Below are 22,951 nucleotides of genomic sequence, written 5' to 3'. Positions count from 1 at the left end.
TTTATGGCATCGAAATTGTTTTTGAGTATTAGGAAATGATAATCTTCACTTTCTAATATTGAATGACAGAGTGAATACATTTGACATGCAAACCATCTGGTAAGGATGAAAAATGCCATATTAATTGGTTTGCTTGTTGAGGATAATATGAAGTTTCTTTCTATAGCATTATTGCTTATTTACTCTTCCTATGCTTCGGCTAACGAATGTATAGCTATATCAGATGTTGAGTCATTTATTATGACTTTCAAAAAAAATGATAAGCAATCACTGATTGATATAGTTGTTGATTCAGTAAAACATTATATTGAGTATGATTTACTTATCAAAAATAAAATCATCATCCTTGTTAATATATCTGAAGTTTACTATGGCTGGGATGTGAACAAAAAATCAAAATATCCTGTTAATACATCAGCAGTTTTCCAAAATGAAAAAGTGTGTATCTGGAATGTATCTTTTGCACTTCCGGAGTCCATGAGAAAAAATGTGATGATGATGCTTATGGGTATTTTATTGGATTTAAGAAAGTTATTGGAAAAACAATTCTATATAACTTTACCTTTTTGTTTGATTCTCTTCTCGTCGGAAATTTATCTTGCAAAGCTGCAATAAATTCATGCAGAAAAAAAGCTTGTGAGAAGAGGTGGTTGTTTATTCAGCTATTGCCGGGGGTGAAACGAAGAATATACTGCTTACAAGAAAATTTTCGCAATTCTCTGCAAAAACACTTTCCGAGACTCCCGAAGCTCCACGTGAGAAGAGCACTCAGAAGCCGATTGAGTACATAGTCATGTCAGGTGACACTCTCTCGAAAATTGCCGAACGTTATAAGTCAAACGCTGATGAAATAGCCAAAAACAATAATATAAAAGATGTGAGTAAGATCTTTCCAGGTCAGCATTTGACGATATATGGTGTCAATGCTAATAGTCATTCGATCTATACCGTTGCTCCAGGGGACACTTTGGCGAAGATCGCAGAAAAAAATGGTGTGAATGTTGAAGATATTGCGCGGCAGAATAATATATCAGATCCTAATAAAATATACCCGGGACAATCAATTTCTATAGACAAAAATGGTAGTAACACTGCGGGCGAGACCAAAAAATCAGCAGTTAATCCACCAACCTCAAAAAAAGTGAGTAAACAACAGAAAAAAAATAGCGAAATCAATACTCATAAGAAAGCGCTAGAACCGGTTGGAGGAAAAAATTCTGGTAATCCGATTGCGTTACTCCCTCATGATCAGAGAGAGGCTCCATGGATGAATATAGCACTGAGTGAGGCAAAAAAATGGCATGGGACTAAGGAAAACCGTATCACTAGTAATTACCATGCATTAATAGGTCATGGATGGTTAAAAAATCTAGTTGGAACATTAAATGCCTGGTGTTCGTCTTTTGTAAATTATTGTTTTCAAGAGAGTGGGTATCATAAAACAGTTCCAGACCCGTATCGTGCAATTTCTTTTTTTAGAGATAGGGGCAATTTTTTTGAGATCAAAAAACCTATTTACGGTTGTGCCGCATCATCAGGACATCACGCAACTTTTGTATATGGCAAATCGAAGTCGGGAGCATTAATTTGCTTGGGAGGGAATCAAGGTGACACGATAAAATTCTCTCCCTTTAATGGTTTGAGATTTTTTTTACCAGTGGCATACAAAGGATATTACGAGTCAAACGCACATAAAGAATTAGAAACCTTTGATGTAAATGAGCTCAATGAAATGATTGGTATTCATTCCAAAACAACTGGACGTGAGAGTACAAGATGATTCTAAAAATAACACTTACTTTAATTTTGGTGGCTTTACCTGTAATTAGTGGTTTTGCATCTACCCTTACCAAGGAGTTTGATCGCCCGGATGGTACTCATAAGGTGAAAATTGATATTAACGAAGAAAATTTTGGCAACATTAAAAATGCAAGAATTACCGCTTCGGAATATGTAAGAGACAAAAAGATATGGAGTCTTGTCGATTATGTAAATAAATGCCCGCTTGATATAAACATGGCTTTGATTAAGGACTCGTTCGAGATTAAAAAAATCAATGGCTCATTTGATGCAGTGTTATTTTCTTATACCATAGGTTGTGTGGGTGGTCTTGATCCAGTTACTGTAAAATATTTTGCTTACGAAAATGGTGTGAAACATTCTCTTCGAGGAGAAGAACGGATGATTATACCTAATGGGGTGATTGATGATAATGTTAAACCGGTGCCTGATACTAATTTGAAAAATAACATCCTATTATATAAATACATGACCAGTAACTGGCATAAAGCGTCAACGGTTGTTCTGGAATAAATCTGTTTTGATTAAGTATTTAGTAAACCTGGCAGGCCAAAATGAAAGTAGCAACAGTGGTGATTTGGAACCTAATTATTACTTTTACGTTTGTATTATCCCAATCAGCTTTTGCAAGTTCTGAATCCTTCCAAAAGGTATGGAATGATAATTCCGGTAAACATGTTCTAATTATAGATAAAAAACTTGATAGCAAAGACGGTGGAGTGGCCTTACTTGTTAAACAAGTCACAGGGAACAGTAACGATTGGATCCTTAAGGATTTTGTCAGAAACTGCGACGAAGATATAAAATTAGATATTTTACCTGATTCTGTCGAGGTGAATAAAAAATTTTCTGATGGTGTGGGAACCATTTTATTTGCCTACAAAATAGGGTGTGTTGGTGGGGTTGACCCTGTAACTGTAAAATATTTTGCTTTTAAAGATAGTGTAAAATATTCGTTAAGGGGAGAAGAGCATATTATTGTCGGTAGTGAGGGATTCGGTGGGGAGAAGATTCCAGTGCCTGATTTCAATCTCAAGAATGACAAATCTCTTCTGAAATACATGATGGGAAAATGGGATTCTATTTTCACAACAAAAGTGAATTAAATCGTGTGGTTTTAAGTCATAAATCTACAGAGGAGCCATTTAGCTTAGTGATATTTTTAAGGAGAGAGGGTGAGGTGGTTTATAGCGATCGTTTTGCTTTCTGTGATTTCATTTAATGCTTGTTCGGTTGATGTTGAACTTATTGAAGATGACGCAATTGGTATAAAATAAAAGTCAGTAGTTAAAAAAATATATTTGGATACCATAGTTAATGGTTATAGAGTTAAATGTGACGGTTCAAAAATAGTCATATGGGAGAAGCCAAAAAGATAAATGAAGAGAACTCTCAAACTACCAATATAATACTAATTAATCTTAACGCTCTTATAAAAATATAGAGAAAAGTGTTAGTGATGGTGTTTTCGATGTGAATTATCTGAGGTCTATAGCCCTTGCATATCTTGATAATAACCAAGGTTTTTTATAGATCTGGCTAATGGGGATTTTATTGGAATTAGCTCAGCATTCGATTCTTTAAGCGATAATAATTTTGAATTATGCACTGGATATAAATCATGGCAATTCAAAAAGTATAGATGATTTTGATTGTTTTAGATAATTAAGTAAGCAAAGGATAATCATGCCATATACACTTAAACATTTACCAGAACGCTATCCCAGACCTAAGCCTCTAAAATTTTCTCGTTGGCTTATTGCTCTGGTTGCCATGCTTTCGGTCAGTGTTATATTAATGCGTATATTTGGGCGTTATGTTGAAAATCTGTATTTTTGGAAAATTTCTTTAGGTGTGCCTGTTGTTTTGTGGAGTGTTCCGTTTGCTTCTTGTCTGCTTCTGTGGGCATTGCAGGATAGCAAAGCAAATGCTTTCGACAAACAGCGAGAACAATGGATTCTTCGAGAAACCCGTAATGCACGTCGTGCACTGCAGGTGCTGAATGCAACATTTATTACCGGCCACTCATTAGTTGCTCAGAAAGATACAGCTATTGCCATGCAAAATAACGATAGTATTATTGTTTCGCAGGTCGACCGGGATGGTAATGAAAGCTCCAGGATGAGCCAAATTTCTTCTAGCCCGCAGGACTCGCTAAAATTCGTAATAACGAATATTTTTTCGAAGTTGATTACTGGCATTCCTTTCGCACGAATCCCTGACAAAGTACCACTGGTAGTATTTTTTGATGTAACAACATCGCTGCCTCTGGAGAGTATTCGCCATTACTGGGATGAGGCCTGGCAAAAGAACAATATTACTCTTTCTGTTGAATATGGTGAAGGGAGTGGGCTCAGTGTAATTGACCGCTGGTTGAATGAACGCATTAAAGATAAAGCAATGTTATTGATTGTTGGCCTCCAGATTGACCCGGTTGTTTCAAACAATACTGCTGAAGCAGCCGTTGCTCTGCTTCTTGGCAACCGCCTGACCCAGGAGGCGCTCGAGCCTCTCGCGTTGCTGCACCGGCCTGATCCTGCTCCATCAGGTGAACTGCGCGAGGGGATGAACATGGCCGCCTGGAACGTCCCGCTCAAAGAAAATATCGTGAAAAATTTATGGCTTGCCGGTCTTACGGGTAAGCAGCGCGCAGAGGTTATCGAGTGCCAGAATGCTCACCCTGCGCAGTCTGTAGAGGACGAAGCCGTCATTTCGCTCGATATATCCATGGGACATGCCGGAGCCGCAGCCCCCTGGCTGGCTATCGCTGCCGCCACTGAAATCGCCCGACAAACTCAGTCACCACAGATGATTATCTGCGGAGATACCACACAGAATGTGCTGTGGAGCACGCTCATTACCCCGATTGCTTCCCGACAGGAGATGGATCCGTGAAGCTACCTTTAGCACCGAAGACTACGGAAGGCCGCTATCTTGCTGTCGCATTGATTTTCTTTTTGCTGTTAGCCGTTATGACGTTCATGGTCTGGAAGCATCCGGATATTGCCGGGATTGAAGACGGTAGTCAGCAGCAAATTTACTGGCTTATCGCTGGCGGATGTATTTCAGGCTGTGCCCTAATTGTATCAGTGGTGCTTCTGGCGGCAGTACGTAGTGTCGGTAAGCAGGAGTTTAATGCGCTTGTCGACAATACCAACGGTGATGATGAGAAAAAGAAACGGGAAAATGATAAAGCGCCTGTTCATCCTGCGGTGGCCATGTGTGACAGGATTCGGGGGCATCTCCGCTCCCGTATTGGCCTTTACTGGCGTCGTAAAACCCGCCTGTTGCTGATTACCGGTGACGAAGCTGCGATTGAACAGCTGGTACTCGGCCTGCAACAGCAGCAGTGGCTTGAAGGCAACCGTACCGTGCTGATTTACGGCGGTAGTCTGACTGCTGAACCGGACAAGGGAAAATATACCGCGCTACGCAAACTGCGTCGCGGACGCCCACTGGACGGTATTGTCCGCGTCTTACCTCAGTCACTTAACCTCACACCTCAGATTAGCGATAACGATTTACGCGGGCTGGAAAAAATCAGCGAATTACTGCGCTATTCCGCCCCGGTCTGGCTGTGGCAGCTGTGCGACAGCAAGTGGTCGCAGGCAAAACGCACTGAACAGACGGTAGGTGCCAGTTTCCCGCTGCGTGCTAAGCCTGACGAAATTACCCGCCAGCTTGAGCTGATGCTTCCGGCCCTGCGAACGCAGGGGATGAGTCAGGTCGCTGAGAACAACGGCCACGACTTCCTGCTGCGCCTGGGCCAGCACCTCAAAGACGGCGGTATCGCCCGCTGGACTCAGCAACTGGTGCCATGGCTGGCAGCCTCCCAACAGCGCGTTCCGCTGCGTGGCCTGATGTTTAGCCTGCCGGAGAATAAACCCGCCGCTATCGCAGGAGAAACAGCCGGTGCTGCAGCTGCCAACGCTGAGAAATATATCCCGGAATCACAACGCCATGCGCTGACCCTGCCGGTGACCTGGCAGGGGATCGTTGATGACTGTACCCGCGTGCGTGGCCGCCGTGTCGGTATGGCGCGGGAACAGACGCTGGCCTGGACACTGATGGCCATTATCGGTGTCTGGGGGGCGGGGACGTTGCTGTCGTTTGCGGTCAACCGTCTGCAGATTGTCTCTGTGGCGCAGCAGGCGCATGCTCTGGTGGAGCATTCTTCCGTATCGGATTACCAGCTGACGGCTCTGCATATGCTGCGTAATGACGCCGGCCGCCTGCAGCAGCATATTGAGGATGGTGCCCCTTGGTACCAGCGCTTCGGTCTTGACCATAACCAGCAACTGCTCGATGCGTTGCTGCCCTGGTACGGTGTGGCAAACAACCGCCTGATACGTGACCCGGCGAACGAGGCGCTTACGCAGAAGCTCAGCGCGCTGGCAGGCTCTGTACCCGGCAGCGACCAGCGGGCACAGCTGGCGAAGCCGGGCTATGACCAACTGAAAGCCTGGTTAATGATGGCCCGTCCGGATAAAGTCGACGGCGCGTATTACGCCCAGACCATGAAAGCCGTGCAGCCGACGCGGATGGGCATTTCAACCGGCCTTTGGCAAAGCCTGTCGCCGGACTTGTGGGCCTTCTACATCACCGAACTGCCTGAGCAACCACAGTGGAAAATCAGGCCGGATGCGCAGCTGGTGAGTCAGAGCCGCCAGGTACTGTTGCAGCAAATTGGACGGCGTAACGCCGAAAGCACCCTGTATGAGAACATGCTCAAATCGGTACGTCGTAACTTTGCCGATGTGTCTCTGGAAGACATGACCAGCGGTACCGATGCGCGGCGACTGTTCACCACCGAGGAAGTGGTGCCAGGCATGTTTACCCGCCAGGCGTGGGAAGGGGGCATCCAGCAGGCTATCGCAAAGGCCGCAAATTCCCGCCGGGATGAAATTGACTGGGTGTTGAGCGACTCCCATAAGGCCATATCAGCTGACCTGTCACCGGAAGCCCTGAAGGCGCGTCTGACGCAACGCTACTTCACCGACTTTGCCGGCAGCTGGCTGAGCTTCCTCAACAGCCTGCGACTTAACCAGGCAAACAACATTGCTGACGTTACCGACCAGCTGACGCTGATGAGTGATGTCCGGCAGTCGCCACTGATTGCCCTGATGAATACCCTCGCCTGGCAGGGGCAGACCGGCCAGCAAAGCGAAAGTCTTTCGGATTCCATCATCAAATCGGCTAAAGATCTCGTAGGTGGAAAAGATAAACCCGCGATTGAGCAGTCTGCGTCAGGGCCGCAGGGGCCGCTGGATGAAACCTTTGGTCCACTGCTTCAGCTTCTGGGTAAAAATAAAGGCAGTAACGTCATGTCGGCTGACACCTCCCTGAGCCTGCAGACGTATCTGACCCGTATCACCCGCGTGCGTCTGCGACTGCAACAGGTGGCCAGCGCCTCAGATCCGCAGGCGATGATGCAGATCCTGGCGCAGACCGTATTCCAGGGCAAAAGCGTGGATCTGACAGACACTCAGCAATACGGCAGTCTGATTTCGGCAAGCCTTGGCGAAGAGTGGAGTGGTTTTGGCAACACGATGTTTGTGCAGCCGCTGACCCAGGCCTGGGAGACTGTGCTTCAGCCGTCGGCAGCCAGTCTGAATGATAAATGGAGCCGCTCGGTTGTCGCGAACTGGCAAACTGCTTTTGACGGGCGTTTCCCGTTTGCGGCCAGCAAAAGTGATGCTTCTTTACCCATGATGGCTGAATTTGTGCGTAAGGACAGCGGACGTATAGAGCGCTTCCTGACCACGGAACTCAGCGGTGTGTTGCACAAAGAGGGCAGCCAGTGGGTACCGGATAAGGTCAACAGCCAGGGGCTTACCTTTAACCCGGCCTTCCTGCGGGCCATTAACCAGCTGAGCCAGCTGTCAGACATTCTGTTCACCGATGGCAGTCAGGGCATCCGCTTTGAGCTGCAGGCGCGTCCTGTACCACAGGTGGTGGAAACTCAGCTGACTATTGATGGACAAAAGCTGCACTACTTCAACCAGATGGCCGACTGGCAAAGCTTCCGCTGGCCGGGAGACACTTACAAGCCGGGGACTATGCTGACCTGGATCACGGTCAATGCCGGAACGCGTCTGTTCGGGGATTACAGCGGGGCCTGGGGCTTTATTCGCTGGCTGGATCAGGGCAAGCGCCAGCAGCTTAACCGTAGCCAGTGGATGATGAGTTTCACCGCGCCAGATGGTCGCACGCTGCAGTGGGTACTGCGTTCACAACTTGGAAAAGGTCCGCTGGCGCTACTGGATCTGCACGGTTTCACGTTACCGGATCAGATATTCAGTGTCGACAGCGCGGCTACCGCTCAGGCGCTGATGGCCAACACCGGAAACAGTGACATGGATGAAGTCGAATAATAAGCACTCTGCAAAATCTGGTCGCCGCCTGTCAGACTAACGACAGCAACAGGCACACGCACGGAAAGCTGGCAGCCCTGGCTTGCTGCGGTAAGTGCCACCAGTCCGACCGGAGAAGACCCATGCTCAAATGCCTCTATCTGCAGCAGAGCTGGCTGGAGATTCTGGAGCAGGCGGACAGCACTTTCTCGCGTGGCGCCAATCACCTCTGGCTGGATTTGCAGTGGTATATCCATCAGACGATATTCTGGCCCTTGAGCCGGAAGCGCTGGAGAAAGCAGACAGCGAAGGCCTGGATGCCACGCTCCACTGGCTGCAGACCCGGTCAGGAACCGACTCTATAAGAGACAAATGGCTGCTGCGTCTGCTGATAGCCGGTGTGGCCGAGCAAAAGGGCAAAAATGAACTGGCCCTGCATCTGTTGGATGAACTCGACAGCGCCGCACAGTCAATCACCCTCACGCAGTGGACACAGGCACTGCTATTTGAAGTGAAATTGCGTCGCCTCAGACTGCTGTGCATGAAAGCCACACGCAGTAAAACCGATAAATCACAGCTTCAGCCGGAGATGGACCAGCTTCTGTCCGGTCTGATTGCGCTCGATCCGGCAAGCAGTGCGGTGCTTTGCGGATAACCCGGACAGAATTCAGCTAAAGGGAAAAATATGGCAGCAGAAGGCTTTTATCTGGTGCAGGGCGATAAGACGACCTGCGGAGGGAAAATCACCACGGGCGCAGAGGATCACACGCTGTTTGATAAACCTGTGGCCCGAGAGCAGGACAGTGTGACCTGCGGTAAACATGCCGGGCTTTTCAGGATAGCCGGTGGCATTGACAACGATACCATTCATGACCGGCGAATGGCCGGAACCCTCGACAGCTACAGTACTTGTCCTTGTAAAGCGAAGTTTATTCCGTCGATGATGGATGATACGTACGAGAAGAGCAGTGGAGCTTCCGCTGGCGAATCGGCAGCAGGTTTTGTGGCACCGGGGCAAACTTCCCCGGAATTGCCCTCTTATCTCACTGGTGAGCAAAAGCCAACGGGATTTGTACCTGATTATCCAGTTTTACGGAATACGCATGATTTACCTGATGGTAATTTGAGGGCAATGCTAAGGCAAACTAATCAGGATGTGATGCTGCTCACTCTTCCAGAAGCTTTCGAAATATTGTCCTCGTGGGGGGCATGGAAACACGGATGGGTAGCAATAACAGAAAGTGACCCCGGACAAATAGTTGTAAATTATGGAACAAATATTAAGGATGTTGTGACTGCATCCATGTTGATCAACCAATTGGGAAGCTTCAGCATAAAAGCAACAACATATGTAAACCGCAACGGTACAGAACTGATAAAAATAAGTGGTTATCCTGGTGTAAGGAAGATATTGAATGCACCTGTGTTTGCGGCTAAAAATCCAAAGATTGTTGATTTGGGAATTGGTAAATATGGGTTTGCAAAATCTGTTGTTGAAGGAGCACGGCTGACATTTTATGTTGCAGCCGCTTACAGGACTCTTGATTTTATTTTGAACGATGAGAGATCTTTAGCTGAATTCATAGGATCTCTGGCTACTGATGTAATGAAAATCGGCATTGTATCAGTAGTCACATTTGTCGTTGGAAGTGTCGTAGTAACCCCGTTGATTGCATTTAACCTTGTAATAGTCATTGGCGTTGGATTTTTTGCTGCCTGGGGTTTAAATAAGCTGGACCAGAAGTTTGGTGTGACAGACAAAGTAGTTGAGTACATTGATGCGGCTCAACAAGAATTTGCTGAAAAAGCCAGAGAAATGGAAGAAGGTTTTTGGGACTTAGGTGCTATGCTTGCAGAGCGAATGTTAATTAAAGGCAAGCAAATTATAGAGTCAGAAATTAGAGGTTTTTTGAGAAACTCAATTGACGATATTACCAAGAGGATATACTAACATATGACGAAAAAAACCAATGCTGTTTTTTCAATTCTTATATTGTTGGTTTTTTCTATTCTGTCTTTTTATTTTTGGTTGAGCGAGGTCTTTGATTATCTCAAATTTCATGATGAAATTATTTTTTCGTGGATGTCATTAAGTCTTATATCAATACCAATTATTTTTGCGTTTCCTTTATACTGGTTTTACCTTTCGCTCCGATATGAGCAAGAATACGCACTTAAAAAAGTGAATAAAGTTATTCCGCTTTTCAAGTGTATGTGTGTGTTTGCTTTTGCTTTGTCATGTACTATTTCGTTTGGCTATTTTTCAGCATTAAAAAGCAAAGGTTACATTCTTTGCTCAGGAGTACCATCTGGATGGACACCCGGAACGGCCAGCAAGTATGTGGTCGATAAAAAATTATGCTTCAGTTCGGGTAAGCAGCATGAAAGATAGAATTCGTGCATTTTTCGCTATAATGATCATTCTTGGGTCGTGTACTCTGAGCTTTTATCTTAGGAAATGTATATTTAAAGAATATTCCAGCTTTGGTGATGAAATTGCTTTTTCATGGTTAACCTATCTGGCGGATCACCAACAGAACGGCGTTCTCGCTGATCGGCTTCTTTTTGTCATTGCGGCCGGCGAATACAAAATCGGATACCGGCGCCGTGATAGGTCTGAGCATCTCCAGCAGGGCAATAACCTGATCTGACATTGGGACGATGTGGATACGGCGGCCTTTCATTACGTCAGCGGCAATCGTAATCGTCCTGGTTGCAAAGTCGACGTTCGCCCATTGCATAGACCGGAGTTCTTTCGTTCGGAGCGCGGTGTACTGCAGAACCTGTGTAGCGACACGAGAAACAATGCTCCCTGAGTAGCCTGCCAGCGCACGGTTAAAAGCCGGTATCTGGTCAGCGGGGAGGAAAGGGTAGTTCTGCTTTCTGTATCCCTTCATCGCATCGGCCAGATCCGGTGCCGGGTTATATTTGGCCCGTCCGGTCACAATGGCATAGCGGAAAACTTCTCCACAGCGGCGCCTGGCCTTATTGGCCCTCTCCATCGCGCCTCGCTCTTCAAACCTGCGGATCACTTCCAGTATCTTCATCGGCTCAATTTCGTTGATTTCTAGCCCGCCGATCATTGGCAAGATGTCATCCCGGAACATCCGCGCCAGCTCGTCAGCATATCCCAGCGACCATACCTGCTTTTTGTGCTCATACCATTCATTGTAAATAGCGCCAAAAGAGTTGTCTTTAATTGATAGTTTTTTCGCTTTAACCGGATCCACGCCCACCGAAACATCCTTCCTTGCCAGCCAGGCTTTCTCTCTGGCCTCCTGCAGTGACATCAATGGATATTTGCCCACAGTCAGCACTTTCTCTTTACCGTCGATTTTGTATCGCAGTTGCCATACCTTTTTACCGGAAACCGGAACGTAGAGGTACAGGCCGTTGCTGTCCAGCAAGCGGTAAGGTTTGTCTTTTGGCTTGGCCGCGTCGATCTGCTTAATGGTCAGCATGGGTAAAATTCCGGTGGGTAAAATTATTTACCCGTTTTTTACCCGCCGAAGTGTGCGGCTGTCAACGGACGATTGCGAACTATGGCGAACGATTAGTTTACGGGGCGCTTGGTTTCTGAGGGTTTTTGCGAACTACTACGGATGGGAGCGAACTGTGAAATGGTGTCCCCTGCAGGAATCGAACCTGCAACTAGCCCTTAGGAGGGGCTCGTTATATCCATTTAACTAAGGAGACAGCAACAGGATAAACGGGGGCGTTCATCCAGTTGCATATGTTACCGTAAGTGTGGCTGCGCCTCAAGGCCTTCATTTCTCAACACGTTTTCCCCTGTACCGGTCTTTGCATCATATGGTGGCAAATTGAACGCATTGGCGTTTAAACAGGCGAATGGCAAATAATGCACCGGAAATACGTTCCATTTCGCCTGGGTTTTAAGCAAAAGTCACGAGTCCGCCACGGTGGCAGGCTCAAGCGGTTCAGATGAACAGTTACCAGAGCCAGCAGGATCAACAGCGAGACGATCGGCAGCGGCCAGCGTAGCTAAAGACGCCTGGAGAACTTTATCCGTATCGAAAGGAAGGGTGGTTCTGTTAACGATTATTTGCCGTACGTTTTCTCCAATGGGCTTGAAGACAGTATTACTCTGTAACACATCGTTATAATTAATATTGGTAGAATAAAAGATACTGACGAGTTTTTTATTTAGCGCGCAGGCGACATGGACAATAGCTGTTTCCACCGAGATAACGAGATCGGCCTTATTGACCAACGAGATGGTATGCCACAAGGAATCGAAGGCGCAGATAAAAACATTGGCTGAGGTATGATCAAGCGTCGCCAGCTGGTGCTTCTCACCCGTAATAAAAATGTTGCAATCCACACTATGCTGCAGCTTTGCAATAAGATCGAAGATTTGCTGTCGCGTCATGGTTCTTTCGCTCACGCTGGCGAAAGGGCTCAGCACAATCAGGGGTTTTTTAGCATATTTCTGCAGGCAGTTTTTGATAAACGCATCGCTAAAAGACAAGGGATTTAGCCAATAGCGCAGTGTATTACACGGATGTCCCAGCGCTGCCAGCAGCTGTTTTTGCGGATCGGTAATATGAAAGTTATCGGCTAAATCCAGCGTGATATGATAAGGACGCTTCAACCAGCCACCGATGCTGATAGCATAGCTATAATTAATCCGCGACAGCAGTTTTATCTCCAGAAGCTCCTTGCGCTGCATCCAGGAGTACATGCTGATAACGATATCGCTATCGATTTTCTCCAGCCGGTCAATATGATTGACATCGACAATAAACACGTCATCGACACAGTCCAGCCCTTTAAAAAATACCTCGCTTCTGGTCTCGGCGATGATTTGTACTCTGTAGCCCAAATCCTTTAATTTTCGCCATAATCCGGTATGGCATACCGCATCGCCAATCCCAAGGTTAACAAAAGGAAAAACCACGCGCTGCGGCGCCTGAGGGATTTTTTCATGCTTGTTGGCGCTACGCAGAAGCATGGCTGACAGCACCAGCCGAATTCTTCTTTTTTGCTCGTGAAGGTAACGATTTCTTTGCCGGTTAAGTCTTTTTAACGCGCCAGGCAGTTCTGACAGAGACAGGCTCATTCGTAGGGGCACTCCTTATACGCCTCGGGTTTTTCATCCGTGAAAAAATAATGCGATAAAATAAAACCCACCATTAACCATGAAGAAATAAAACAAATTAAAAACATGTATTTTACTTTATTGTGATGATGGCTTTGCGGAAGGTTATAGTAACAGATAATAGCAGTGCCGCAAGGAAGAGGAAATTCTGCTGCCGGTATTTGAAATATTGTTTATTAATTATTAAGGTAGTTTTTTGTTATTTTTATTTTTGATTTATTTTAAATGTGAGTATTGGCTTTATTATTTATAATAAAATATATAAAATTTTCAGCTTTGATAATATTTTTGTAGCTGAGTAGCTGAGTAGCTGAGTAGCTGAGTAGCTGAGTAGCTGAGTAGCTGAGTAGCTGAGTAGCTGAGTAGCTGAGTAGCTGAGTAGCTGAGTAGCTGAGTAGCTGAGTAGCTGAGTAGCTGATTAAGCTGGCCGCTGAGTGATTAACGTTGATCTGAACAAGGTTGAGCAAAGAAGCCGTTAGCCGATTAGTGGAAGATAGTTGCGCTGGATCAAGAACTGCGATCTGACAGAGGACTAATGTAAAGCGAATTCAAGCAAGGTTACTCGTTTGTTTAGCTCATAAAAGAGGTCGCTATGTCCCTGAAACTGTCGCTCGGTCTTATCATGCTGGTCTGGCTGGCCTATGTCGCTTTCGCCAGCAATTTCTATATGCACACTTTTGCGCTGTTCAGCTAAAGCCGCCCCATAGCTGGATGCTTTTTCTGAACTGCCCGCCGATAACGGCAGCGCCCCCTATGAGACGACTGCCGCTTAGCGATAACTTTAGCGGCTTGCCGCCAGCCGGTTAACCCTCTTCAGCCTTCTCTTTCTTATCACGCTTTTTCTTCGCTTCGGCTTTCGCTTTCGCCTCCGCTTTAGCGCGGGTGCTCATATCGTTGCGGATCTGCGCGTGGCTAATCAGTGCAAAAATAAAGGTGCCGCCGATAATATTGCCGGCCAGCGTAGGAAGAGCAAAAGGCCATAAAAATTCCTGCCAGCTGATAAGACCGTTAAAGACCAGATAAAGGACTTCTACCGAACCCACCACGATATGCGCCAGGTCGCCCAGCGCCACCAGCCAGGTCATCAGCACAATTACCCAAATTTTCGCGTTGCCGGCGGAAGGAAACATCCAGACCATCGTGGCGATAATCCAGCCGGAGATCACCGCATTGGCGAACATCTCGCCCGGCGTGTTTTCCATCACTTTCTGGCTGATAGCCACAAAAGCCTGCCGCGTGGCATCGTCAAAGATCGGCATATGGGTAAAGGCCAGCGAAGCCAGCGCCGTTCCGATCAAATTGCCGAACAGCACTACGGCCCACAGCCTCAGCAGCAGGACCAGATTGCCACCGGTTGGTTTGTGCATAACCGGCAGTACGGCGGTCACGGTGTTCTCTGTAAACAGCTGCTGGCGCGCCATAATGACAATGATAAAACCAAAGGTGTAGCCAAGATTTTCCAACAGAAAAGCGCCGGGCACGCCGTCAAGATGCGCCTGAAAAATCCCTTTCGCCATCAGCGAGGCGCCCATAGAAAGCCCCGCAGCGATAGCCGAAAACAGCAGCGCCAGGCCGTCGCGCTCCAGCTCTTTCTCGCCGTCCTGGCGTATCTCCTCATGGATAGCCGCCGCACGCGAGGGCAGCGCTTCCTCATCCACCTCTATCTCTTCTCCTTCACGTTCTTCACTCTCGACTTCCACATTATCTTCTTTCATTCTTCCTGCTCCCGTAATCGACACTCTGCCTAAGCGTAGCGGGTTTTAGCGTTGCTGAAATGTAACTGCGTTTCAGAATAAACGTAACAAGGATTTAACGAGGCGGCATTTTTCGGCATTAAGCGGCCTGCACAGGGCATAATAGCGGCAACTTAAGCATCCAGTGATACCGCGCAGGCTGCGATACCATTATCAGCTGTGGTACTATTTCACGCACTATTAACAAGCGCGATGCCACCTGATGCTCCAGGCCCACAATCTGACCTGCGTTCGTGATGAACGTACGCTGTTCAGCGAACTCAGTTTTACCGTTTCCGCAGGCGATATCGTTCAAATAGAAGGCGCCAACGGCGCGGGAAAAACCTCGCTGCTGCGCATTCTGGCGGGCTTAAGCCGGGCTGAGCAGGGCGAGGTGCTTTGGCAGCAGCAGCCTGTGCGCAAACAGCGAGAGGTCTGGCACCGCGCGTTACTCTATCTGGGGCATCATCCCGGCGTGAAAGCGGTGCTGACCGCACGGGAAAATCTGCAATTTTTTCATGCGCTGGAGCCGGAAGAAAAACTGTGGCAGGCGCTGGAAGAGGTCGACCTGGCGGGATATGAAGAGGTGCCTGTCGCGCAGCTTTCCGCGGGACAGCAGCGTCGCGTTGCGCTGGCCAGGCTCTGGCTGAGCCGTTCCCCGCTGTGGATCCTTGATGAGCCGCTGACCGCTATAGATAAATCAGGCGTGACAAAGCTGATGGCGCTGTTTGCCCGTCATGCCGATAATGGCGGTTCAGTGATCCTGACCACCCATCAGGAGCTGCCGGGATCGGCGCAGCGCGTGCGCAAAATTCGGCTTTCCGTCACGGAGGCGGGATGATGATCGGACGCATTATTATGCGGGAGCTGCGCGTGGCTTTTCGTAGCGGCGCGGAAGTGGTTAATCCGCTGTGGTTTTTCCTGATCGTTATTACGCTGTTTCCGCTGGGGATTGGTCCCGAACCGCAGCTATTAGCGCGTATCGCGCCGGGCATTGTCTGGGTCGCGGCGCTGCTCTCTTCGCTGCTGGCGCTGGAAAGGCTGTTTCGCGATGATTTTATCGATGGTTCGCTGGAACAGCTGCTGCTGTTGCCGACGCCGCTGCCGATAACGGTATTGGGGAAAGTGATCGCGCACTGGCTGGTGACCGGCCTGCCGCTGCTGCTGCTTTCGCCGTTGGTGGCGCTGCTGCTGTCGCTGGATTTCGCCACCTGGCGTGCGATGGCGCTTTCTCTGCTGTTGGGCACCCCGACGTTAAGTTTCCTGGGCGCGATAGGCGTAGGATTAACGGTCGGGCTGCGACGCGGCGGCGTTTTACTGAGCCTGCTGGTGCTGCCGCTGGCGGTGCCGGTACTGATTTTCGCCTCGGCGGCCATTGACGCTGCGGGAATGGGCCTGGCGATAAACGGCCAGCTGGCCATCCTCGGCGCGATGCTGGTCGCCAGCGCAACACTGGCGCCTTTCGCTACGGCTGCGGCACTGCGGGTTAGCGTACACTAACAATAACAGACAGAAACGCGTTTCTTTTTAGATGAGCAATTAACAATGTGGAAATGGTTACATCAGTCAGGGAAGCCCGACAGGCTTTACCAGTTATGTGGTCGCCTGCTGCCCTGGTTTGCAGTTGCCGCGACGGTTACGTTAGCCACCGGCTGGATATGGGGATTTGGTTTTGCGCCGTCCGACTATCAGCAGGGCGACAGCTATCGCATCATTTATATTCATGTTCCCGCCGCGATGTGGTCAATGGGTATCTACGCCGCCATGGCGATCGCCGCGTTCACCGGCCTGGTCTGGCAGTGGAAAACGGCCGATCTTGCCGCTGCGGCGATGGCGCCCGTCGGCGCGGTGTTCACCTTTATCGCGCTGGTCACCGGCTCCGCCTGGGGGAAGCCGATGTGGGGAACCTGGTGGATCTGGGATGCGCGCCTGACCTCGGAACTGGTGCTGCTGTTCCTCTATATGGGCGTAATCGCGCTTTATAACGCCTTTGACGATCGCCGTATGGCGGGCCGGGCGGCTGGCATCCTTGTCCTGGTGGGCGTGGTAAACCTGCCGATAATCCACTATTCGGTGCAGTGGTGGAATACGCTGCATCAGGGCTCTTCCGGCGTCTTCCAGCAGGCGATAGCGCCTTCCATGCGCACGCCTTTACGTTGGGCTATTGCGGGCTTCTGGCTGCTGTTTATCTCGCTGACGCTGATGCGTCTGCGTAATTTGCTGCTGTTGAGCGAGCGCCATCGTCCCTGGGTAAGGGAAGTGGCGGAAAAAGGAGCGCGCCAATGACGGCTTTCTCATCCTGGCAGGCCTTCTGGGCGATGGGCGGCTACGCCTTTTACGTCTGGCTTGCCGTCGCCTGCACGCTGATGGCGCTGGGCGCGCTGGTGCTGCACACCATCATTAGCCGTCGGCGGCTGTTGGCCGACATTCGCCAGCGCGAGTCGCGGGAACGCCGCATCAAAGCGGCAAAAATGAAAAAGCAGGGAGCATCATCGTGAATACCCGTCGTAAAAATCGCCTGCTCGTAGCGATTGCCATCCTGGCCGGACTCGGGCTGGCAACCGCACTGGTTATGTATGCGTTACGTTCGAATATCGATCTGTTCTACACCCCCAGCGAAATCCTGAACGGCAAAGGCGAAAGCCAGCAAAAACCGACGCCGGGCCAGCGTCTGCGCGTCGGCGGCATGGTGATGCCCGGCAGCGTCAAGCGCGATCCCAACACGTTACAGGTTTCCTTTAAACTCTACGACGCTAACGGTGTGGTCAGCGTAAGCTATCTTGGCATCCTGCCGGATCTGTTCCGGGAAGGGCAGGGCGTGGTCGCGCAGGGCGTGCTGGAGCAGGGCAACCTGATCGAAGCGAAAGAAGTGCTGGCGAAGCATGATGAAAAATACACGCCGCCGGAAATTGAGGATGCAATGAAAAAGAACCATAAGATTGCGGTGAACCAGCCATGATACCGGAAATCGGCAGTTTTCTGCTTGCACTGGGCGTGGCGCTGGCGCTGCTGCTGAGCGTCTATCCCCTGTGGGGCGCTTCCCGTCAGGACAGACGGCTGATGGGCCTGGCCAGGCCGCTGAGCTACGCGCTGTTCGCCTGCGTGCTCGCCGCTTTTATCGTGCTGGTGCACGCCTTTGTGGTGAATGATTTCAGCGTCGCTTACGTCGCCACCAACTCCAACACGCTGCTGCCGGTCTACTACCGTATTGCGGCGACCTGGGGCGCGCACGAAGGTTCGCTGCTGCTGTGGCTGCTGCTGCTCAGCACCTGGACGCTGGCGGTCGCGTTGTTCAGCCGCGCGATGCCGCTGGATTCCGTGGCCCGCGTGCTGGCCGTCATGGGCATGATCAATCTTGGCTTTTTGCTGTTTATCACGCTGACCTCAAACCCGTTTACCCGCACGCTGCCTGACTTCCCGATCGACGGCAGCGATCTTAACCCGATGCTGCAGGATATCGGCCTGATCTTCCATCCGCCGCTGCTTTATATGGGCTACGTCGGGTTCTCCGTGGCTTTCGCTTTTGCCATCGCCTCGCTGATGACGGGCAGGCTGGATACCGCCTGGGCGCGCTGGTCGCGTCCCTGGACCACGGCGGCCTGGGTTTTTCTGACCGTCGGTATCGTGCTCGGCTCGGCATGGGCCTATTACGAGCTTGGCTGGGGCGGCTGGTGGTTCTGGGATCCGGTAGAAAACGCCTCCTTTATGCCGTGGCTGGCGGGTACGGCGCTGATCCACTCGCTGGCGGTAACGGAAAAGCGCGGCACCTTTAAGGCCTGGACGGTGCTGCTGGCTATCACCGCGTTTTCGCTCAGCCTGCTGGGGACGTTCCTGGTGCGTTCGGGCGTGCTGATTTCGGTGCACTCTTTCGCCTCCGATCCGGCGCGCGGCATGTTTATCCTGGCTTTTCTGGTGATCGTTATCGGCAGTTCGCTGCTGCTGTACGCCATCAAAGGCAGCAAGGTGCGCGGCCGCGTACAGAACGAGCTTTGGTCGCGCGAATCCTTCCTGCTGGGCAACAATATTCTGCTGATTGCCGCCATGCTGGTGGTGCTGCTCGGCACGCTGCTGCCTTTGGTGCACAAGCAGCTGGGCCTGGGCAGCATCTCTATCGGCGAACCTTTCTTTAATACGCTGTTCACCTGGCTGATGGCGCCGCTGGCGCTGCTGTTGGGCATCGGGCCGCTGGTGCGCTGGCGTCGCGACGAGCCGCAAAAGCTGTGGAAGCGGCTGGCGCTGGCGCTGGTTGCCACGCTGGCGTTGTCCATTTTGCTGCCGTGGCTGATGCAGGACAGCATTGAAGCGATGACGGTAGTGGGACTGCTGATGTCGCTGTGGGTTATCTTCCTGACGCTGATGGAGCTGCACGAGCGCGCTACCCATCGCCATCGCTTTTTCACCGGGCTGCGTCACCTTTCACGCAGCCACTGGGGCATGGTGCTGGGGCATCTTGGCGTCGCCGTGACCGTTATCGGCATCGCTTTCAGCCAGAACTACAGCGTGGAGCGCGATGTCCGTATGCGTGCGGGCGATACGGTTGATATCCATAACTATCACTTTATCTTTCGCGATGTGCGTAACCTACAGGGCGCAAACTACACCGGCGGCGTGGGCATCATCGACGTAACGCGCAACGGCAAGCATGAAGCAACGCTGCATGCCGAAAAGCGCTACTACAGCGTGGCGCACACTATGATGACCGAAGCGGCAATCGACGGCGGCTTTACGCGCGATCTCTACGCGGCGCTGGGCGAAGAGCTGGAGGATAATTCCTGGGCGGTGCGTATCTATTACAAACCATTCGTGCGCTGGATCTGGTTCGGTGGCCTGTTTATGGCGGCCGGCGGCATATTATGCCTGCTCGATCCGCGCTATCGCTCGCGTAAAAAGGTGCCGGCATGAAAAAGACCCTTTATATTCCGCTGGCGCTGTTTCTGCTGCTGGCCGCCGCGCTGATGTGGCAACTCACCCGCAACGCCAACGGCGACGATCCGACAAAGCTGGAATCGGCGCTGGTAGGCAAGCCCGTACCGGTTTTCCGGCTGGAATCGCTGGACAGGCCCGGCAAAATCTACGACCAGTCGGTACTGCATGACGGTAAACCGATCCTGCTCAACGTCTGGGCGACCTGGTGTCCTACCTGTCGCGCCGAACACCAGTATCTCAATACGCTGGCGGTACAGGGCATCCGCGTCGTGGGGCTGAACTACAAGGACGATCGCAGCAAGGCCGTTAACTGGCTCAACTCGCTGGGTAATCCTTATGCGTTGAGTCTCTACGATGGCGACGGTATGCTGGGGCTTGATTTGGGCGTCTACGGCGCGCCTGAAACCTTTTTAATCGATGGCAAAGGGATTATTCGCTATCGCCACGCCGGGGATATGAACGACCGGGTATGGAACAGCGAAGTAAAGCCATTGTGGGATAAATACAGCAAGGAAGCAGGCCAATGAAACGCGTTTTACTTCTCGCCGCACTGATCTTCTCTTTCGGCGTACTGGCGGACAACATAGACACCTACCGATTCTCATCGGTAACCCAGGAGCAGCAGTACCGGCATCTGACGGAATCGCTGCGCTGCCCCAAATGCCAGAACAACAGCATTGCGGATTCAAACGCGATGATTGCCGCCGATATGCGGCTGAAGGTTTATCAGCTGCTGCAAAGCGGCCAGACGCCGGAGCAGGTCAAAGCCTGGATGGTGGCGCGCTACGGTAATTTCGTCACTTACGAGCCGCCGGTGATGGCCTCCACGCTGATCCTGTGGGCTGGCCCCGTGCTGTTTGTAGTCGCGGGCGCGGTGGTGATGGTACTACGCAGCAGAAAACGCACCGGTTCCGGGCTGGATGCGGAGCAGCAGGCGCGGCTTGACGCGCTGTTAAATAACAGGAAGCAACCATGAGTGAATTCTGGCTCACCGTTCTGGCTTTACTGGTGGCCGCCAGTACGCTGCTGCTGATCGCCGGAGGCCGCAAGCGCGCGGCGCTGGCGACAGACCGTGACACGCTGAACAAAACTTTTTACCATCAGCGCCTTCAGGAGCTGGAGCAGGACGAAGCGCAGGGCGTCGTGGCAGAGCGCGCGGAGATGATCCGCGAGCTACAGCAGACGCTGCTGCTGGACATTCCTCAGGAAGCGCCAACCCACGAGCGCGCGCTCAGCCGCTGGGTCTTGTTGCCCGGCGTGGTGATTCTGGTGGTCGTCAGCCTGGGCGTCTATTTCAAAACCGGCGGCTTTGCGCAGGTGCTTGCCTGGCAGCAGGTCAATAACGAACTGCCCACGCTGCGGGCGCAGCTGATGGATCCGCAGGCAAAGCCGCTGACAATGGAACAGCTGGCCCGGCTTGGGCTGGGGATCCGCACCTCGCTGCAACAGGATCCGCGCAACGTAAGCGACTGGCTGATGCTGGGCCGTATCGGCATGGTGCTGAACAACGCCGCTACGGCAACCCAGGCTTTTCGCCGCGCCATGCAGCTTGCTCCCACGGATCCGGAAGTAAAGCTAAGCTATGCCGATGCCCTGACGCGCTCGCAGGATCCGCAGGATAATCGCCAGGCAACGGCTATGCTCAACGAGATGGTGAAAAGCGACGGCGACAATATTCGCCTGCTCAGCCTGTTGGCATTTAATGCTTTTAGCCAGCAGCGTTACGCGCAGGCCACAGCGGTCTGGCAAAAGATGTTACAATTGTTACCGGCCGACGATAAGCGGGTGGCGGCGATCCGCCGCAGCATCGAGCAGGCTAAAACCGAGTCCGGCGGACAAACCAGCCGCCTGGCGCTGACCGTGACGCTGGCCGCCGGCGCGGAAAAGCAGCTGCCCGAAGGCGGCGTGCTCTATATTTCTGTTTCCGACGGCGTGGCGAAAGTGCCGGTGGCGGTGAAAAGAGTGCCGTTGAGCCATTTCCCGCTCTCGCTGACGCTGGATGACAGCAACGCCATGATGCCGGAGCGTCTGCTCTCGGCGCAGCATCAGGTTCAGGTGCGCGTGCGCATCTCGCGAGACGGCAGCGCCAATCCGCAGGCCGGCGACTGGTTCGGTGCCAGCGCGGTCACGCCTTTCGATGGTCATCAACAGCTGGCCGTTGAGATTAACCAACAGCAGCCGTAGTCGGCTTGATTTAACAGGGAGAGAGAGATGAACTACCGCGTGATGGGCGTGACGTTGGCCAGCGTACTGCTGATTGGCTGCGCCAGTTCGCAGACGGCGGATGAACCCCAGGGGCGCTCCGATCCCCTGGAAGGGTTCAACCGCACGATGTTCGACTTTAATTACAACGTGCTGGATCCCTATGTTGTTCGTCCCGTCGCCGTCGCCTGGCGCGATTACGTGCCGGTGCCCGCGCGCAGCGGCCTGAGCAACTTTCTCGGCAACCTGAGCGAGCCGTCTACCATGGTGAACTACTTTATTGAGGGCAAGCCCTATAAAGCGATGATCCACTTTAACCGCTTCTTCCTGAATACCATTCTGGGTCTGGGCGGCTTTATCGACGTGGCCGGCATGGCCAACCCGACGCTGGCGAAGGAAGAGCCGCGCCGTTTCGGCAGCACGCTGGGCAACTATGGCGTGGGTTATGGCACCTATGTTGAATTGCCGGGCTACGGCAGCTTTACGCCGCGTGAAGACGTGGGCGGCATGGTCGACGATCTTTATGCGCCGCTGAGCTGGCTGACCTGGTGGATGACCGCCGGTAAGTGGGCGCTGGAAGGCGTGGAAACCCGCGCGCAGCTGCTGGATTCCGACGCTATTCTGCACAACAGCAAAGATCCCTATGCCTTTGTCCGCGCGGCCTATTTCCAGCGCCACGATTTCCTTGCCAGCGACGGCAAGCTGATCCCGCAGGAAAACCCGAACGCCGCCGCCATTCAGGGCGATTTGGACGATATCGACGCCAACTGATTTGCCGCATGCTGTTTGCAAAAAAGGCCCGAATCGGGCCTTTTTTA

At 51.2% G+C, this 22,951-nt stretch carries 20 protein-coding genes, 1 tRNA gene and 2 pseudogenes; 19 read left to right on the top strand and 4 right to left on the bottom strand.

The window, feature by feature from the left end:
- Positions 1-105: 105 nt before the first annotated feature.
- The 9 genes and pseudogenes from ACA373_RS08650 to ACA373_RS08610 all read left to right on the top strand — a co-directional run bounded on the left by ACA373_RS08650 (position 106) and on the right by ACA373_RS08610 (position 10,545).
- On the top strand, positions 106-615 hold the full coding sequence (locus ACA373_RS08650; RefSeq protein WP_370734338.1) for a hypothetical protein: 510 nt from the start codon (positions 106-108) through the stop codon (positions 613-615).
- A 31-nt stretch (positions 616-646) separates the two neighbouring features.
- Entirely contained in the window at positions 647-1,780 is a 1,134-nt protein-coding gene (locus tag ACA373_RS08645) for a TIGR02594 family protein (RefSeq protein ID WP_370734337.1), read from the top strand.
- The gene (locus ACA373_RS08640) at positions 1,777-2,313 is read left to right on the top strand and encodes a M949_RS01915 family surface polysaccharide biosynthesis protein (RefSeq protein ID WP_370734336.1); all 537 of its coding nucleotides are present in this window, start codon (positions 1,777-1,779) and stop codon (positions 2,311-2,313) included. The genes ACA373_RS08645 and ACA373_RS08640 overlap by 4 nt, the downstream gene beginning before the upstream one ends.
- 41 nt (positions 2,314-2,354) lie before the next feature.
- A complete protein-coding gene (locus tag ACA373_RS08635) occupies positions 2,355-2,906 on the top strand; it encodes a M949_RS01915 family surface polysaccharide biosynthesis protein (protein WP_370734335.1) in 552 nt (183 codons plus the stop codon).
- A gap of 580 nt (positions 2,907-3,486) precedes the next feature.
- Positions 3,487-4,695: a hypothetical protein gene (locus tag ACA373_RS08630; protein ID WP_370734334.1), complete on the top strand. Its 1,209-nt coding sequence runs from the start codon at positions 3,487-3,489 to the stop codon at positions 4,693-4,695.
- A complete protein-coding gene (locus ACA373_RS08625) occupies positions 4,692-8,174 on the top strand; it encodes an ImcF-related family protein (RefSeq protein WP_370734333.1) in 3,483 nt (1,160 codons plus the stop codon). Before ACA373_RS08630 ends, ACA373_RS08625 begins: the two co-directional genes overlap by 4 nt.
- A 113-nt stretch (positions 8,175-8,287) precedes the next feature.
- Positions 8,288-8,808 (top strand): annotated as a pseudogene (locus tag ACA373_RS08620) (type VI secretion system domain-containing protein); the annotation flags it as partial.
- Positions 8,809-8,838: 30 nt separating this feature from the next.
- Positions 8,839-10,104 (top strand): PAAR domain-containing protein, encoded by a 1,266-nt coding sequence (locus ACA373_RS08615; protein ID WP_370734332.1) that lies wholly within the window; start codon positions 8,839-8,841, stop codon positions 10,102-10,104.
- 3 nt (positions 10,105-10,107) lie between these two features.
- A complete protein-coding gene (locus ACA373_RS08610) occupies positions 10,108-10,545 on the top strand; it encodes a DUF1240 domain-containing protein (protein ID WP_370734331.1) in 438 nt (145 codons plus the stop codon).
- Positions 10,546-10,666: 121 nt separating this feature from the next.
- Here the strand turns inward: ACA373_RS08610 and ACA373_RS08605 are convergent.
- The 4 genes and pseudogenes from ACA373_RS08605 to ACA373_RS08590 all read right to left on the bottom strand — a co-directional run.
- Positions 10,667-11,614 (bottom strand): annotated as a pseudogene (locus ACA373_RS08605) (tyrosine-type recombinase/integrase); the annotation flags it as partial.
- A 160-nt stretch (positions 11,615-11,774) separates the two neighbouring features.
- A tRNA-Arg gene (locus ACA373_RS08600) sits at positions 11,775-11,849 on the bottom strand.
- Between the two features lie 208 nt (positions 11,850-12,057).
- The gene (locus ACA373_RS08595; RefSeq protein ID WP_370734330.1) at positions 12,058-13,233 is read right to left on the bottom strand and encodes a glycosyltransferase family 9 protein; all 1,176 of its coding nucleotides are present in this window, start codon (positions 13,231-13,233) and stop codon (positions 12,058-12,060) included.
- Positions 13,234-14,075: 842 nt separating this feature from the next.
- A complete protein-coding gene (locus ACA373_RS08590; protein WP_370734329.1) occupies positions 14,076-14,987 on the bottom strand; it encodes a formate/nitrite transporter family protein in 912 nt (303 codons plus the stop codon).
- Between the two features lie 241 nt (positions 14,988-15,228).
- Between ACA373_RS08590 and ccmA the strand changes: the two genes are divergently transcribed.
- From ccmA to mlaA, 10 genes are read left to right on the top strand one after another with little or no spacing between them, the layout of a single operon-like run.
- Positions 15,229-15,846 (top strand): cytochrome c biogenesis heme-transporting ATPase CcmA, encoded by a 618-nt coding sequence (gene ccmA, locus ACA373_RS08585; protein WP_301251965.1) that lies wholly within the window; start codon positions 15,229-15,231, stop codon positions 15,844-15,846.
- A complete protein-coding gene (gene ccmB, locus ACA373_RS08580) occupies positions 15,846-16,505 on the top strand; it encodes a heme exporter protein CcmB (RefSeq protein ID WP_253461261.1) in 660 nt (219 codons plus the stop codon). The genes ccmA and ccmB overlap by 1 nt, the downstream gene beginning before the upstream one ends.
- Positions 16,506-16,550: 45 nt before the next feature.
- Positions 16,551-17,291 (top strand): heme ABC transporter permease, encoded by a 741-nt coding sequence (locus ACA373_RS08575; RefSeq protein ID WP_253459661.1) that lies wholly within the window; start codon positions 16,551-16,553, stop codon positions 17,289-17,291.
- The gene (gene ccmD, locus ACA373_RS08570; protein WP_301251963.1) at positions 17,288-17,503 is read left to right on the top strand and encodes a heme exporter protein CcmD; all 216 of its coding nucleotides are present in this window, start codon (positions 17,288-17,290) and stop codon (positions 17,501-17,503) included. The genes ACA373_RS08575 and ccmD overlap by 4 nt, the downstream gene beginning before the upstream one ends.
- Positions 17,500-17,964 (top strand): cytochrome c maturation protein CcmE, encoded by a 465-nt coding sequence (gene ccmE, locus ACA373_RS08565; RefSeq protein ID WP_253459666.1) that lies wholly within the window; start codon positions 17,500-17,502, stop codon positions 17,962-17,964. Before ccmD ends, ccmE begins: the two co-directional genes overlap by 4 nt.
- Positions 17,961-19,907: a heme lyase CcmF/NrfE family subunit gene (locus tag ACA373_RS08560; RefSeq protein ID WP_301251961.1), complete on the top strand. Its 1,947-nt coding sequence runs from the start codon at positions 17,961-17,963 to the stop codon at positions 19,905-19,907. Before ccmE ends, ACA373_RS08560 begins: the two co-directional genes overlap by 4 nt.
- Positions 19,904-20,458, top strand: a complete 555-nt coding sequence (locus ACA373_RS08555; RefSeq protein ID WP_253459670.1) for a DsbE family thiol:disulfide interchange protein — start codon at positions 19,904-19,906, stop codon at positions 20,456-20,458. Before ACA373_RS08560 ends, ACA373_RS08555 begins: the two co-directional genes overlap by 4 nt.
- Positions 20,455-20,907: a cytochrome c-type biogenesis protein gene (locus ACA373_RS08550; RefSeq protein ID WP_301251960.1), complete on the top strand. Its 453-nt coding sequence runs from the start codon at positions 20,455-20,457 to the stop codon at positions 20,905-20,907. The genes ACA373_RS08555 and ACA373_RS08550 overlap by 4 nt, the downstream gene beginning before the upstream one ends.
- The gene (gene ccmI, locus ACA373_RS08545) at positions 20,904-22,115 is read left to right on the top strand and encodes a c-type cytochrome biogenesis protein CcmI (protein WP_253459674.1); all 1,212 of its coding nucleotides are present in this window, start codon (positions 20,904-20,906) and stop codon (positions 22,113-22,115) included. The genes ACA373_RS08550 and ccmI overlap by 4 nt, the downstream gene beginning before the upstream one ends.
- A gap of 27 nt (positions 22,116-22,142) precedes the next feature.
- Positions 22,143-22,904, top strand: coding sequence for a phospholipid-binding lipoprotein MlaA (gene mlaA / locus ACA373_RS08540; protein WP_370734328.1), 762 nt, complete (start codon positions 22,143-22,145; stop codon positions 22,902-22,904).
- Positions 22,905-22,951 lie beyond the last annotated feature (47 nt).

Origin of the sequence: Erwinia sp. STN24 (genome assembly GCF_041320675.1) — a bacterium.
In the GTDB taxonomy this organism is placed as follows: Bacteria; Pseudomonadota; Gammaproteobacteria; order Enterobacterales; family Enterobacteriaceae; genus Erwinia; species Erwinia aeris.
This window is presented reverse-complemented; position numbering and strand designations above follow the sequence as displayed.

Coding starts and splice junctions, on each gene's coding strand:
- ACA373_RS08595 (WP_370734330.1), bottom strand. CDS start 13,233: ATGAGCCTGTCTCTGTCAGAACTGCCTGGCGCGTTAAAAAGACTTAAC.
- ACA373_RS08560 (WP_301251961.1), top strand. CDS start 17,961: ATGATACCGGAAATCGGCAGTTTTCTGCTTGCACTGGGCGTGGCGCTG.
- ACA373_RS08650 (WP_370734338.1), top strand. CDS start 106: ATGAAAAATGCCATATTAATTGGTTTGCTTGTTGAGGATAATATGAAG.
- ACA373_RS08615 (WP_370734332.1), top strand. CDS start 8,839: ATGGCAGCAGAAGGCTTTTATCTGGTGCAGGGCGATAAGACGACCTGC.
- ccmI (WP_253459674.1), top strand. CDS start 20,904: ATGAGTGAATTCTGGCTCACCGTTCTGGCTTTACTGGTGGCCGCCAGT.
- ACA373_RS08575 (WP_253459661.1), top strand. CDS start 16,551: ATGTGGAAATGGTTACATCAGTCAGGGAAGCCCGACAGGCTTTACCAG.
- ACA373_RS08630 (WP_370734334.1), top strand. CDS start 3,487: ATGCCATATACACTTAAACATTTACCAGAACGCTATCCCAGACCTAAG.
- ccmB (WP_253461261.1), top strand. CDS start 15,846: ATGATCGGACGCATTATTATGCGGGAGCTGCGCGTGGCTTTTCGTAGC.
- ACA373_RS08635 (WP_370734335.1), top strand. CDS start 2,355: ATGAAAGTAGCAACAGTGGTGATTTGGAACCTAATTATTACTTTTACG.
- ACA373_RS08550 (WP_301251960.1), top strand. CDS start 20,455: ATGAAACGCGTTTTACTTCTCGCCGCACTGATCTTCTCTTTCGGCGTA.
- ccmD (WP_301251963.1), top strand. CDS start 17,288: ATGACGGCTTTCTCATCCTGGCAGGCCTTCTGGGCGATGGGCGGCTAC.
- ACA373_RS08610 (WP_370734331.1), top strand. CDS start 10,108: ATGACGAAAAAAACCAATGCTGTTTTTTCAATTCTTATATTGTTGGTT.
- mlaA (WP_370734328.1), top strand. CDS start 22,143: ATGAACTACCGCGTGATGGGCGTGACGTTGGCCAGCGTACTGCTGATT.
- ACA373_RS08640 (WP_370734336.1), top strand. CDS start 1,777: ATGATTCTAAAAATAACACTTACTTTAATTTTGGTGGCTTTACCTGTA.
- ACA373_RS08590 (WP_370734329.1), bottom strand. CDS start 14,987: ATGAAAGAAGATAATGTGGAAGTCGAGAGTGAAGAACGTGAAGGAGAA.
- ccmA (WP_301251965.1), top strand. CDS start 15,229: ATGCTCCAGGCCCACAATCTGACCTGCGTTCGTGATGAACGTACGCTG.
- ACA373_RS08555 (WP_253459670.1), top strand. CDS start 19,904: ATGAAAAAGACCCTTTATATTCCGCTGGCGCTGTTTCTGCTGCTGGCC.